Raw genomic sequence first — 13352 nt, forward strand, 5'->3', positions numbered from 1 at the left:
ATGACTGACAACTACACGGTCGCCGGGGCTACCGGCGTGAGGGTCGTGCCCGAGGAGAGAAGCGAGTTCGGAGGCGGGCACATCCCCGCACCCCGGACCGAGACCGAGGCCACGAGGGGACGGGGCCGTCCGTCGCTTGGGGGGCAGGGCCGATCGCCGCAGGTGACGTTCCGGGCTCCGCCGGCACTGCGGGCGATGGCCGAGGAACAGGCTGCCCGTGACGGCAAGACGGTGTCCCAGCTCGCCCGCGAGGCGTTCGAGATGTACCTCGCGAGCAAGGAGGGCGCTAACGGGGCCGGTTGAGCCGGGCGGCGGAGATCTCCATCGTGGGCGCGTCCTGCGAGGAGATCTCCTTGGCGGCCGAGCGCAACCACATCCGGCGGTACGGACCGTCGGTCTGGATGAGCTCGGCCGGCACCCCGCGCTGGACCACCTGTCCACCGGACAGGACGACGATCTCGTCGACCAGGCTGAGGCCGGCGAGGCGGTGCGTCACCAACAGGGTGGTCCGCCCCTGAGTCGCGACCAGCAGGTCGCGCATGAGAGTGGACGCGGTCGCGTCGTCCAGGTGGGCGGTCGGCTCGTCCAGGAGAAGTACGGCAGGGTCGGCGAGGAGCGCCCGGGCCAGCATCAGGCGCTGGCGCTCCCCGCCGGACAGCCGGACCCCCCGTTCACCCACCGACGTGTCGAGCCGGCGCGGCTGCCGGCCCACCCACCGCCACATCCGCGCCCGGTCGAGCGCTCCGGCCACCTGATCCTGGGTCGCGTCCGGTCGGGCGATCAGCAGGTTGCTCCGGATGGTGCTGTCGAACAGGTGCGCGTCCTGCGCGCACGCGGCGACCACCCGCCGCCGGGCACCGTCCTCCAGGTCGGCGAGGTCCACGGCCTCGTCGGTCCCGATGAGCTGGATGCTCCCCGACTCAGTGGGGAGAAACCCCTGCAACGCGGTGACGAGGGTGCTCTTGCCGGCGCCACTCTCGCCGACGATGGCGACCCGTCGCCCCGGCCGCAGGCACAGGTCGATGTCGGTCAGGGCGGGGGCGTCGGCCCCGGGCCAGCGCACCGTCAGCCCGCGTACGTCGAGGGTCAGCGCACCGAGCGGCGCGGGACGTACTCCGTCGGAGGCCGCGGGGTGGGGTAGCTCGGTCAGCGCACGCAGCCGGTCGACCGCGCGCATCCCCCGCAGCAGTTCCGAAGCGGCCAACGGCAGCGGCGCGGTGACCTCGAACGCCGCGAGCGGGGTGAGGGCGAGGACCGCGAGCGTCACACCGGACAGCTGTCCGGAGGCGAGCGCTGGTACGCCGACGAGCAGCTCACCCACCACCGTCAGCCCCGTCGCCGCGACCGTGCACGCCGCCGCGACGCCCGCGCCCGCGGCGCCGCGTTGCGCGAGCCGGGTGAGGTGGCGGTCCTCGTCGTCGAGCCGGTCGAGCCAGCGCTGGGCGGCCCGGTGCGCGGTGAGGTCCGCGGCGCCGTGCAGGAACTCCACCACCGAGCCGGACAGCGCGCCGCGTGCCGGCGCCAGCTCGCGGTCGGCCCGGCGAGCGGTGATCAGGGCGGCGGCCGGAGCGCCCACCCCACCGAGGAGCAGGCCGGCCAGGAGGACGCCACCCGCGGCCGGGAGCAGCGCGGCGAGGAAGATCACGCATCCGGCACCGGTCAGGATCGCGACCCCGATCGGCAACAGCCCACGGACCAGCAGGTTCTGGACGGCCTCGACGTCGCCGACGAGGCGGGCCAGGACGTCGCCGCTCCGCAGCCGCCCGAGCCCGGCCGGCGCGGCGCGTTCCAGGTCGATGTAGACCCGCACCCGGGTCCGCGCCATCACCCGGAACGCCGCGTCATGGCTGACCAGGCGTTCGCAGTAGCGCAGTACGCCACGTCCGATGCCGAACGTCCGCACCGCCACGACCGCCACCGTCAGCGCGACGACGGGTGGCTGTTCGGTCGCGCGGGAGATCAGCCAGGCGGCGGTGGCGACCAGGCCGACGGAGGCCCCGAGCGCGAGTGATCCCAGGAGCGCCGCCAGGAGAAGCCGGAGGAGTTCGGGGCGCGCCGCGCCGGCCAGCCAGCGCAGGGCCTCCGCCCGCCGGCCCACGTGCGCGCCGCGTCCGGTGGCGGTGGCCCCGCTCATGCGGTCACGCTCGCGTGGTCCAGGCGGATGACGTGGTCGCACAGCCGCAGCAGCCCCGGCCGGTGCGTGACCAGGACGACCGTTCGGTCCGACAACACCGCGGGCAGTGCCTCCACCAGGGCTGCCTCGGTCACGGCGTCCACGCCTTCGGTGGGTTCGTCGAGGAGCAGCAACGGGGTTTCGCCGACCAGCGCCCGGGCGAGCGCGACCCGGCGGCGTTGGCCGGCGGACAGGCCGTAGCCGCGTTCGCCGAGTTCGCGGTCGAGGGGTACGTCGACGGCGGCGGCTCGGGCGGCCCGCTCCAACGCGGCGTCGCTGGCGTGCGGCCGGCGGAGCGCGATGTTGTCCCCGACCGTTCCGGCGAACAGCACGGGATCCTGGGGGAGCCAGCCCACCCGGGAACGCCACGCGTCGAGGTCGAGGGTCGCGAGGTCGACGCCGCCCACCAGGACGCGCCCCTCGTCCGGTGCGACGAACCCGAGCAGCAGCGCGAGCACGGTGGACTTGCCCATGCCGCTCGGCGCCACCAGGCCGGTGACCTGGCCGGGGCTGAACTCCAGGGACAGCCGGTCCAGGATCGCGGCCGCCCGGTCGGGATGGCGGACGGTCACCTCGTCCAGGCGGATGCGCAGGCCGTGCGGGTCGGTTGCCCGCGCGGCGTCGTGTGCCGACCCGGGCAGCGCTGTCGACGCCGTCGACGTTGCCGGCGCGGTCGCGTCCGTGGCGTCCGTGGGTGTCCGCGCCCGCGCGCCCGCCCGCTGCTCGAGCACGTCGAACACCCGAGCCGCCGCACCCAACCCCTCGACGCTCGCGTGGTAGAGCGCCGCGGCCTGGCGCAGCGGCCAGTACGCCTCCGGCGCGAGGATCAGGATCATCAGGGCGGTCGAGAGGTCGAGGCGCCCCTCGAGTACCCGGAACCCGATGCCGACGGCGACGACCGCGATCGACAACATCGCGAGGAGCTCCAGGACCAGCGAGGACAGGAACGCCGCCCGCATGGTCGACTGGCTGGCCCGGCGCTGCTGGTCGGCGAGCCGGCGGATCACCGCCACCTGTGCCTGCGACCGGCCGAACGCCTTCAGGGTGCCGAGGCCGGAGAGTACGTCGAGGAAGTGGTGGGCGAGGGCCTGCAGGGTGTTCCACTGGCGGTCGACGCGGCGCTTGGTCGCGGTGCCGACCAACACGGTGAACAGCGGGATCAGCGGCAGCGTCACGACCAGTACCACGGCACTGCGCCAGTCGGTGGCGAACAGCGTGACGGCGACCGCGAACGGCACCGCGACCGCGAGGACCAGCTGGGGAAGGTAACGGGCGTAGTAGGCGTCGAGTGCGTCGATGCCGCGCGTGGCGAGGGTGGCGAGCTCACCGCTTCGGTGCTCGGCCAGCCAGCGCGGCCCGAGCTCGGCGACGTGGTGCAACATGCGGCGCCGCAACTCCGACTTGACGGCGGCGGAGGTGTGGTGCGCGGCCATCTCGCCCGCCCAGGCCAGGCAGGCGCGGGTGCCGACCACGAGGGCGAGCAGGGCGAGCGGGAGGAACAGCCCGACCAGCGGCTCCCCACCGACGAACGCCCGGGCGATCACGCTGGACAGCAGCGCGGCCTGGCCGATGACGAGCCCGGCCCCCAACACCCCGATCCCCACCGACAGCCCGAGGTAGGAGCGGGTGGCCCGGGCCTGCCGCAGCAGCCGCCGGTCGAGCGCACGCAACGCCACCATCAGCTGCTCCCCGACGGTGGCGTGCCGACGGTGCCACGTCCGACCCGTTGGCGGAACACCCAATAGCTCCAGGCCTGGTAGGCCACCACCAGCGGAAGGAAGAGGCCGGCGACCCAGGTCAGCAGTCCCAGCGTTGAAGGTGTCGAGGAGGCGTTGTCCACAGTCAGGCTGTACTCCGGATCGATGGTCGAGATGATCAGGTCTGGATACAGCGTAAGGAACAAGGTCGAGACGAGGAGTGCGATGGTGATCGCCGTACCCACGAACGCCCATCCTTCCCGTCCGGCCCGGCCGGCGAGCAGTCCCGCGCCGAGGGTCACGACCGACGCGATCGCCGTCACCACCGCGGACCCGTCGAAGGTGGGGCTCAGCGCGGCGAACAGGAACCAGACCAGGAGCGCCGCCGTGACCACGCCGACGATGCCCGCCACCCGACGCGCGCGGTCACGGACCGCCCCGGTGGTCCGCAGCGCGAGGAACACCGCGCCGTGGGTGACCGACAGTGCCAGGACGGTCAGGCCACCCAGCAGAGCGAAGGGGCTGAGGACGTCCACCGGTACGCCGAGGTACTCCCCGTGCTGGTCGATCGGCAGGCCGCGCAGCAGCGCCGCGAAGGTGAGGCCCCACAGCAGCGGTGGCACCAGCGACCCCAGGACGATGGCGCGGTCGCAGGCGACCTGCCAGGTGGCGTCGGAGCGTCGGTCCCGGAACGCCACCGCGACCACCCGCACGACCAGCGTGAGGAGGATGAGCAGGACGGGAACGTAGAACGCCGAGAAGAGGGCGGCGTACCACGGCGGGAACGCCGCGAACGTCGCCGCGACCGCGACGAGCAGCCACACCTCGTTGGCATCGAAGCGGGGACCGACGGTCCGGAGAAGCACCCTGCGGTCGAGCGGGTCGCGACCGAGCACCGGCAGGAGCGCGCCGACTCCGAAGTCGAAGCCCTCGAGCACGAAGTAGCCGGTCCACAACGCGCCGATGAGGGCGAACCACACGGTCTGGAGCTCCATCGCTTCGTGCCTGGCCCCTCAGTCGATCTCGGTCCCGTCTCGGTGGCTCTCGTTCGGTCCAGCCGTGGTGAGCTCGGCCGGGCTCAGTAGACGAGCCCCGCTTCGGGTTCGTCCTCGCCCTCGTCCTGCGGACCCTCCGGAGCCAGGCCGGCTCGGGCGTACCTCACCAACAGGCCGACCGTCACGATGGACAACGCGGCGTACAGCAGGGTGAAGAGGGTCAGCGACAGCGCCACGGTGCTGGTGCCGATGGTCGGCGAGACGCCGGCGGAGGTGGGCATCAGCCCGAAGACGATCCAGGGTTGCCGGCCGACCTCGGTGAAGATCCAGCCGGCGGAGTTCCCGAGCGCGGGCAGGGCCGGCAGGACGATCGCGGCCCAGATCAGCGGACGGGGCGCGGGTCGGTCGACGCGCATCCACCACAGGGCCCACGCCGCGGCCAGGACGGCGAGCCCGCCGAGGCCGATCATCAGCCGGAACGCCCAGTAGGTGACCGGGACCGCCGGCACGTAGGAGCCCGGGCCGTACCGCTGCTCGTACTCGCGCTGCAGGTCGTCGATGCCCCGCACCTCTCCGCCGAGGTCGCCGGTGGCGAACAGCGACAGCACGCCGGGAATCCGGTAGGAGGCGATCTCGTTGGCGTCGGTGAGCGTGCCGAAGGTGACGAGTGAGAAGCCCGCGGGCCGCGCGGTCCAGTAGAGCGCTTCGGCCGCGGCCGTCTTCATCGGCTGGGTGTCGGTCATGGTCTGGGTCGAGACGGCGCCGGTGACGGCCAGCGCGACCCCGCCGACGACGGTCGTCACCGCGCCGACCTTCAGCGCCGACCTGAACGCCGCACGGTCGCGGTCAGGGTGTCGGCACAACTGCCAGAGCGCCACCGCCGCGACCAGCGATCCGGCCGCCAGGAAGCAGGCGGAGGCCACGTGCGGGAAGTTCGCCAGCAACACCTTGTTGGTCAGGACGGCGCCGAGGTCGGTGAGCTCGGCGCGGCCGGTCTCGTCGTCGAAGTGGTACCCGACCGGCCACTGCATCCAGGCGTTCGCGGCCAGGACGAAGTACGCCGAGAACGCGCTGGCCAGGGCCACCACCCACATGCAGCCGAGGTGGAGGTACTTCGGCAGGCGTTCCCAGCCGAAGACCCACAGGCCGAGGAACGTCGACTGCAGGAAGAACGCCAGCAGGCCCTCGAGGGCGAGCGGCACACCGAAGACCTCACCGACGAGCCGGGAGTAGGCGCTCCAGTTCATGCCGAACTGGAACTCCAGCACGATGCCCGTCGCCACGCCCATCGCGAAGGCGACCAGGAACAGCGTGCCGAAGAACTTCGTGAGACCGAGCCAACGGTCGTGGCGGGTCGCCAGCCACGCGGTCTGGAAGCCGGCGACGAGGAACGGCAGCCCGATGGTGAGGGGCACGAAGAGGAAGTGGAAGACGGTCGTGATGCCGAACTGCCACCGCGCGAGGTCCAATGCGACCAAGACCGATCCTTCGCGGCATGGCCGGGGCGCCCGCCGTTCGAACGGCCACCGGGGCAACTACAGATAGTTCTCAATCAGGTACGGAGGGTACCACCGCTGGCAGGCGTCGCCGGGGGCCAGGACACGCGCGGACGGCCCGCACCTCGGAAAAATCCCGTGCGCCGCGACCGGAGTCGTGACTAGCGTCGCCAGCGCCCTGCTCGTCGACGGAGGCAACCCGGTCCCAGGGAGGCACCGCGTGTCGTTTCGATCCTCCCTTCGCCTCCTGCTCCGCACCATCGTCGGCACGGCGCCCGGCCGGGCCTGCGTCCTGCTCGCGCTCGCGGTCTGCGCCGGCCTGCTCGCCCCGGCCGTGCTGGCCGTGACCGGTCTCGCGGTGACTCGCGCGCCCGCGGCCGTCGACGCGGGCCTGACCTCGCCGGCCGGACGTGACCTGCTGTCCGCGCTGGCGCTCATCGGCGTCCTCTTCGCGGTGGGGCAGGCGCTCGCCCCCGTCCGCGACGCCGTCGGGGTCTCGATCGGCTCCACCATCGTCCAGCGGCTACGCGAACGCCTCCTCGGCGCCACCCTGGGCCCGCCCGGCATCGCGCACCTCGAGGACCCGGCAGTGGCCGACGAGATCCAGCGGGGGAGCGGGATCGAGTGGGACGTCGGCCCGATGACCCGGGTGGTCGAGGAACTCGGCAAGACGGTCACCCAGCTCACCGCCGCGATCGGAAGTGCCGTCCTGCTCGCCGGGCTGGAGTGGTGGGCGCCGCTCGTGCTCCTGGTCGCAGTGGCGCTCAGCCACCTGTGGACGGACGACGAGGAGCACCGCATGGTCCAAGCGCAGGAGAAGTACGCCGTCCTCGACCGACGCGCCGACTACCACCGAGACCTCGCCCTGGATCCGCCGGCGGCGAAGGAGGTGCGGCTGTTCGGGTTGGCGGGCTACCTCGCCGGCCGCACGAGGGGGTGGCGACTGGACTACCTCGCCGAGGTCTGGCGGGCGCGCGCCGCGCGACGGGGGCCGGTGCCGCGCACGCTCGCGGCCGTCGTGGTGACGTACGGCCTCGTCCTCGGGACCCTCGCCGCCAGGGTCCTCGCCGCTGACGTGGGCGTGGGCCAACTGGCCGTCTACGTACCCGCCATCGCCACCCTCACGGGGCTCGGCGCGGGGTTCGTCGACCTGTGGTGGGTACGCCAGGGCGCGGCGGCGGTGCCGCACATCCTGGAGCTCGAGCGGGTCACCCTGACCCCGCGGACGCGGCTGTCGGGCACCGGGTCGGCGGCGGGAAAGCCCGAGCGGGAGCTGCGGCTCTCCGGGGTGCGCTTCGGCTATCCGGGTGCCGCGCAACCGGTCCTTGACGGGCTCGACCTCACCATCCCGGCCGGCACGTCGCTCGCGATCGTGGGCGTCAACGGTGCCGGTAAGACCACTCTGCTCAAGCTGCTCGCCCGGCTCTACGACCCCGACGAGGGCGCCATCCTGGTCGACGGCGTGGACCTGCGCGACCTCGACCCGGCGTCCTGGCGGCGGCAGCTGGCGGTGGTCTTCCAGGACTTCGTCCGCTACGAGCTGAGCGCGCGGGACAACATCGCCTTCGGGCGACCCCCGGACGACGCCGACGACGAGGCGGAGGCGCTGCGGACGGCGGCGCGGCGGGCGGGTGCGCTCGACCTGATCGAGGAACTGCCATCGGGATGGGAGACGGTGCTCGCCCGGCAGTACGCGGGCGGCGCCGAACTGTCCGGCGGCCAGTGGCAGCGGATCGCCCTGGCCCGCGCGCTGCGCGCGGCGCAGGGCGGCGCCCGGCTGCTGGTGCTGGACGAGCCGACGGCCAACCTGGACATCCGCGCCGAGGCCGACCTGTTCGAGCGGTTCCTGGAGCTCACCGCCGGGACGACCACGCTGCTGGTGACACACCGGCTGTCGAGCGTCCGGCACGCCGACCGGATCTGTGTGCTCGGCGACGGCCGCGTGAGCGAGCAGGGCACGCACGAGGAGTTGCTCGCCGCTGGCGGCACCTACGCGCGGATGTTCCGCCTGCAGGCCGACCGGTTCGCCGGTGCGGCCGAAACTTCTGGCGCGGCCGATCTCTCCGGTGCCGCCGATCTCTCGGGCACGGTGGCCGATGTCTAGCCCGACGTCGGCCGGGACGCCTGACACCGGCAGGGGGAGCGCCTTGCCGGGACTCGCGCGCACGCTGGTCTACACCGTGCGGGCGGCGTTTCGGACCGACGCCCGGCTCGCGCTGGTGACGCTCACCCTCGCACCCGCGGCCTGGCTGGACGGGACCCTCGCCGCGTTGTTCCTCAAGTTCCTCACCGACGCGGCACTGGCCCACGACGGGGTGGCGGTCGTCGTCGCGGTGAGCACACTCGTTGTGACCCTGGCCGGGGGATGGGTGACCGCGAGCTTTGGCCGTCGACTCCAGCACACCCTGCAGGAGAAGGCCGGGGTCGCCCTCGAGGACGAGCTGATCCAGGTCTCGGCCGGTACGCCGACCCTGCAGCACCTCGAACGCTCCGACTACCTCGACCGGCTGGACCCGCTCCGCAAGGAAGCCTGGATCGTGCACTGGACGCTGGAGTCGCTGGCGCAGACCCTCGGTGCGCTCGCCCAGACGGTGTTGACGATCGCGCTCCTCGCCAGCGTGCAGCCCGTGCTCGCGCTGCTCCCGGTGTTCGGCATCCCCGCCCTGTTGGTCGGTCGGGCCGCCGCGCTCCGCGAGCGCGACGCGCAGGAGGCCACCGGCGAGCTTCGGCGTCGTCAACACCACCTTGTCACGCTCGCGACGAACGCGTCGCCGGGCAAGGAGGTTCGGGTCTTCGGTATCGGCGACCGGTTGCTCCGGCTGAGCCGGGAGACGTGGCGGGTCGAGCATGCCCGGCGTACCCGAGTGGCATGGGTCGGTGCCGGCTGGCAGGTGGTCGCCTCGGCGTTCTTCGCGGTCGGTTTCGTGGGCGCGCTCGTCGTGGTCGGCAACGCCGTGGCCGCCGGCCTGGCCGGCGTCGGCGACCTGGCGCTCGCGCTCGTGCTGGCCGCGACGATGAGCGGCAACGTCGGCATGGTCGTCAGCATGTTCCAGTGGCTCGCCGGGTGTCTCGCCGTCGGCTCACGCTTCCTGTGGCTGGTCGACCATGCCCGCGACGAACACCGTACGGTGGGCGCCTCCCCGGCCACGGCCGCGCGGGTCCCGGACCGGTTGCGCGACGCTATCGAGTTGGCGGAGGTCACCTTCACCTACCCGGGCACGTCGCGTGTCGTCCTCGACAAGGTCTCCTTGCGGCTGCCGGCCGGCAGGGTGGTCGCACTCGTCGGCGCCAACGGCGCCGGCAAGACGACGCTGGTCAAACTGCTGTGCGGGATGTACGCGCCGACGTCGGGAAGCATCCGGGTCGACGGCACGGATCTCACCGAGTTCGACCTCACCCAGTGGCGGGCGCGCTGCACCGGCGCGTTCCAGGACCACGCGCGCTTCGAGGTCACGCTGCGCGAGGCGGTCGCGATCGGCGACCTCGACGGCGGGCCGGGGGAGCGGGCGGTGGCGGACGCGCTCGAGGCCGCCGGGGCCGGCACCCTAGTCGACGTACTCCCCAACGGCCTGTCCACCCAGCTCGGACCCACCTGGCCCGGCGGCACCGACCTGTCCGGGGGCCAGTGGCAGAAGGTCGCCCTCGCCCGCGGCCTGATGCGGCCGGAGCCGCTGCTCACCGTGCTGGACGAACCGACCGCGAGTCTGGACGCGCCGACGGAGGAAGCGTTGTTCGCGGGGTACGCCGCGCAGTCCGGTACGCGAGGAGCGCACGCGGTTACCCTGCTGGTGTCGCATCGCTTCTCGACCGTGCGCACGGCCGACCACATCGTCGTCCTCGCGGGGACGGGCGTAGCCGAACAGGGCAGCCACGAGGAGTTGGTCGCGCGGGGTGGCACGTACGCGCAGTTGTACGAACTCCAGGCGCGAGGCTACCGCTGAGGAAGGCCGCCGAACACCAGACGAACCACAGGCGAGCCCAGCGGCGAGCCCGGGCGAACCCGGCCGTGCCCCCGACGACAAAGATCCCTGGCAGCAAGCGGCCGGGTGCGACGGCGGCCCTTCCGGGCGGGGGCGGCCCGTCACGAGCGTGCGGGCTCGTCATGATCGTGGATCCCCCCGGAGGTACGACTCATGCGCGTCTCGAAAATCGCGGCGATCCTCGCGAGTTCGCTCCTCGTCGTCGGTGTCGCCGCCGGGCCGGCGCTGGCCGTCGGCACCGCGACCCGACCCCCGTCCAGCCACACCGCCTCGAGCCCTCAGACCACCTCGTCCACCGACCGTGGCGCACCCCTCGTGGCGCCGCTCGTCACGAAGATCAGCCACGCCGAGGCCACCAGCCGGCTCCGCGTGGCCGGGGTCACCTGGTCCTCCAGTGGCGGCTGCAGCAACCGCAACAACCCCACCTGTACGTCGTTCGAGCAGGTCAACCTCGCCAGCATCCGAGGCGTCATCACGCTCCGGAACGCCAGCGGCTGCGCCGTCAACGTCACCGGCCGCACGGAGACCGGCCACGCGAGCGGCACCTACAGCCACTGGAACGGCTACAAGCTCGACATCAGCCAGGGCGGTTGCGTGAGCGGCTACATCACCAGCGCGTTCTCCTTCATCGGCGACCGAAGTGACGGAGCCGCGATGTACGAATCAGCCTCCGGCAACATCTACGCCAGGGAGGGCAACCACTGGGACATCACCTACTACAACTGCGGCGGCTGCTGAGTCCCGCGCCCGAGCCGAAGCGGCCCCCGGCGCGTGTGCCGGGGGCCGCCTCGGTGGAGTCAGAACGCCGCGTGGAGGTAGGGCATGGCCGGCGGAAACAACGTCCGCAACGCCGCGGCGGTGTCGGCGTCCACCGTGCCGTAGCCCTGCAGGGACAGCTCCGCCGGGTCGAGTACGCCATAGACGAGCGCGGCGAGTCCATGCGGGGTCAGCGTGGCGGTCGGTGTCCCGCCGGGCTGGACCTCGAGCGCACCACCCACGCCGGTCAGCGTCCACGTTCCGGCGACGAACGGGTCGTCGACCACCTCGACGCTTGCCCGCGCCGGCCCCGCACCGATGCCGGCGAGCCCTTCCACGGAAAGGATCCGGCCCATCGGCGCGCTGTGCAGGGGGCCTGAGACCTTGGTCTCGTCGGCGTAGTCGAGGTCGACATACCACAGGTCAGGCCGCTCGTCCGGTGGCAGTTCGAAGGTGAACGAGGCGTACTGGTCGTGGTGACGGGCGAGCCACTGCAGCAGCAGGCTCCGGCCGACCGCGTTCCGGGCGAGCAGGTGCCGGCCCTGGAGCTCGGCGCCGAAGCCGTTCGTCCGGTAGAGGAGCGTACCGACGATCTCGTCCTCGTGCCGGGCGAAGACGGCCCAGTGCTTGTCCTCCTTCGCCAGGCCCTGCGTGCTCTGCTTGGAGAAGATCGAGAAGCCGTGCCGCTCGGCCAGGATCGCCTCGGTCGCAGCGTAGTAGTCGTCGAAGACCTCGCCGATGCGGTGGAACGTCACCTCGCCGGGCACGTCGGCCCGCAGCATCCGCTCCAGGCCGCGGGCGTGCAGCCGGATGGCGCGGGCCTTCGGGAACCCGACGTACCCGAACCGCTCGTAGAACGACTGGCGGAACGGGTAGAGCGTGCTCACGACGTGTCCCGAGTCGCGCATCTCGCCGTGCAGCTGGGTGAGCACCGCCCGGATGTGGCCGCGACGCCGGGCCATCGGGTGGGTCGCGACACCACTCACACCGAGCATCGGCAGGGTCTTCCCGCGGACGTTCTGACGCAGCGAGATGCCCACCGCGGTCGCCTCGGGCTCCTCGCCGGTGAACGCGACCAGGGTCACGCGGTCGTCCGCGGGGGCGAGGTCGGCCCGCCATCGTTCCACCTGGTCGGTGGGCGGCGGGGTGCTCCCGAACGCGTAGGCGTGCATGGGGTATGTCGAGGTGAGGAGCTCCTCACCGCTGACCCGGCGGATGGTTCGCGGCGCGTCGCCGGCCGCTTCCGCGTGGTGCCCCGCCGGCCGGTCAGTAGTCGTGTCAGGGGTCGCGTTCACAGCTCGCGACCCTAGTGGGAACGCGCCCCTGGCCATCGGCCGACCCGGACGGGGCTGTCGGCTCGCTCAGCGGGTCGTCCGGGCCCCGCCGTTCAGGTGCAGGATCTGTCCGGTGATGTGCCGGGCACCTGCCGAGGCGAGGAAGAAGACGGTCTCGGCGACGTCGGACGGCTGCCCGACGCGGCCGTTCTTCGTCGAGCCGATCAGGTGGGCCCGGCGTTCAGGCGTCAGCTGGTCCCGGAAGAACTCCGTGTCGGCGATGTAACCGGGCGCGACCACGTTGGCGGTGATGCCACGGGCACCGAGGTCGGTCGCGGCCGAGATGTTCCAGGTGGCGAGCGCCGCCTTGGCCGCGCCGTACGCTCCGGCGCCGAACTCCGCCGCGATGGAGCCGATCGAGATCACCGACCCGTGGTCGACCAGTCGGTCGGCGAGCGCCTGGGTGGTGAGGACCGTGGTCAGGACGTTGGCGGTGAAGTTGGCCTGCCACTGCTGGGACAGCGACTCCAGCGAGTCGGGCTCGGCGCGGTCGAAGTCGGTGTTGCCGCCGGCGTTGTTGACCAGGACGTCGACCCTCTCGGGAAGCTGTTCGAGGAGTCGGCGGAGCTGGTCCGGATCGGCTCCGTCGCACTCGAGGGCCCGGATCCGGTCGCCACTCGCCGCGACGGTCTCCTTCAGCGGCGCCGGCCGGCGTCCGGTGACGACGACGGCGTCCCCCGCTTCGGCGAAGCGGAGCGCGACAGCGCGGCCGATGCCGGTGCCGCCGCCGGTGACCACGATGGTGCGGGACATGGGACTCCTTCGAGGGCCTAGATTTAGGTCTAAACGATGTGGCGGGGCAACGATATAACGATTGCCGGGAACGCGGAGAGAGGGAGGTCGTGGTGAGCGCAGGGTCGGCTCGGGGAAAGGCCGGAGCGGAAGGACCGCCCGACCGGCGGGAAGAGCCGCGGAGCGGTC

Annotated in this window: 10 protein-coding genes; 4 read left to right on the forward strand and 6 right to left on the reverse strand. The window is 72.5% G+C overall.

Annotation, left to right across the window (positions count from 1 at the left end; genetic code table 11):
• Entirely contained in the window at window positions 1-303 is a 303-nt protein-coding gene (locus HEB94_RS17045) for a hypothetical protein (protein ID WP_202897942.1), read from the forward strand.
• On the opposite strand, the gene cydC is transcribed toward HEB94_RS17045, so the two are convergent.
• From cydC to HEB94_RS17060, 4 genes are all read right to left on the reverse strand, one after another.
• Complete coding sequence (cydC, locus tag HEB94_RS49300; RefSeq protein ID WP_202896392.1) at window positions 287-2134, reverse strand: thiol reductant ABC exporter subunit CydC; 1848 nt, start codon at window positions 2132-2134, stop codon at window positions 287-289. The genes HEB94_RS17045 and cydC overlap by 17 nt on opposite strands.
• A complete protein-coding gene (gene cydD / locus HEB94_RS49305; protein ID WP_238361548.1) occupies window positions 2131-3852 on the reverse strand; it encodes a thiol reductant ABC exporter subunit CydD in 1722 nt (573 codons plus the stop codon). The genes cydC and cydD overlap by 4 nt, the downstream gene beginning before the upstream one ends.
• Window positions 3852-4865, reverse strand: coding sequence for a cytochrome d ubiquinol oxidase subunit II (cydB, locus tag HEB94_RS17055; protein ID WP_192750812.1), 1014 nt, complete (start codon window positions 4863-4865; stop codon window positions 3852-3854). Before cydB ends, cydD begins: the two co-directional genes overlap by 1 nt.
• 83 nt (window positions 4866-4948) lie before the next feature.
• Window positions 4949-6343, reverse strand: coding sequence for a cytochrome ubiquinol oxidase subunit I (locus HEB94_RS17060; protein WP_192750813.1), 1395 nt, complete (start codon window positions 6341-6343; stop codon window positions 4949-4951).
• A gap of 238 nt (window positions 6344-6581) precedes the next feature.
• On the opposite strand from HEB94_RS17060, the gene HEB94_RS17065 reads away from it, so the two are divergent.
• From HEB94_RS17065 to HEB94_RS17075, 3 genes are all read left to right on the forward strand, one after another.
• Window positions 6582-8465, forward strand: a complete 1884-nt coding sequence (locus HEB94_RS17065) for an ATP-binding cassette domain-containing protein (protein ID WP_192750814.1) — start codon at window positions 6582-6584, stop codon at window positions 8463-8465.
• Window positions 8458-10302 (forward strand): ABC transporter ATP-binding protein, encoded by a 1845-nt coding sequence (locus tag HEB94_RS17070; RefSeq protein ID WP_192750815.1) that lies wholly within the window; start codon window positions 8458-8460, stop codon window positions 10300-10302. The genes HEB94_RS17065 and HEB94_RS17070 overlap by 8 nt, the downstream gene beginning before the upstream one ends.
• A 192-nt stretch (window positions 10303-10494) precedes the next feature.
• Window positions 10495-11079 carry a hypothetical protein gene (locus HEB94_RS17075; protein ID WP_192750816.1) on the forward strand — a complete coding sequence of 195 codons (585 nt, stop codon included), beginning with the start codon at window positions 10495-10497 and terminating at the stop codon, window positions 11077-11079.
• Window positions 11080-11138: 59 nt separating this feature from the next.
• Here the strand turns inward: HEB94_RS17075 and HEB94_RS17080 are convergent, their stop codons facing one another.
• Window positions 11139-12392, reverse strand: coding sequence for a GNAT family N-acetyltransferase (locus HEB94_RS17080; protein WP_192750817.1), 1254 nt, complete (start codon window positions 12390-12392; stop codon window positions 11139-11141).
• A 66-nt stretch (window positions 12393-12458) separates the two neighbouring features.
• Window positions 12459-13184: an SDR family NAD(P)-dependent oxidoreductase gene (locus tag HEB94_RS17085; protein WP_192750818.1), complete on the reverse strand. Its 726-nt coding sequence runs from the start codon at window positions 13182-13184 to the stop codon at window positions 12459-12461.
• Window positions 13185-13352: the final 168 nt, after the last annotated feature.

Origin of the sequence: Actinopolymorpha pittospori (assembly GCF_014873875.1) — a bacterium.
GTDB classification, from domain to species: domain Bacteria; phylum Actinomycetota; class Actinomycetes; order Propionibacteriales; family Actinopolymorphaceae; genus Actinopolymorpha; species Actinopolymorpha pittospori.

Bases quoted from the DNA above. Each gene is read 5' to 3' on its own strand.
- HEB94_RS17045 (WP_202897942.1), top strand. From the start codon at position 1: ATGACTGACAACTACACGGTCGCCGGGGCTACCGGCGTGAGGGTCGTG.
- cydC (WP_202896392.1), bottom strand. From the start codon at position 2,134: ATGAGCGGGGCCACCGCCACCGGACGCGGCGCGCACGTGGGCCGGCGG.
- cydD (WP_238361548.1), bottom strand. From the start codon at position 3,852: ATGGTGGCGTTGCGTGCGCTCGACCGGCGGCTGCTGCGGCAGGCCCGG.
- cydB (WP_192750812.1), bottom strand. From the start codon at position 4,865: ATGGAGCTCCAGACCGTGTGGTTCGCCCTCATCGGCGCGTTGTGGACC.
- HEB94_RS17070 (WP_192750815.1), top strand. From the start codon at position 8,458: ATGTCTAGCCCGACGTCGGCCGGGACGCCTGACACCGGCAGGGGGAGC.
- HEB94_RS17075 (WP_192750816.1), top strand. From the start codon at position 10,495: ATGCGCGTCTCGAAAATCGCGGCGATCCTCGCGAGTTCGCTCCTCGTC.
- HEB94_RS17085 (WP_192750818.1), bottom strand. From the start codon at position 13,184: ATGTCCCGCACCATCGTGGTCACCGGCGGCGGCACCGGCATCGGCCGC.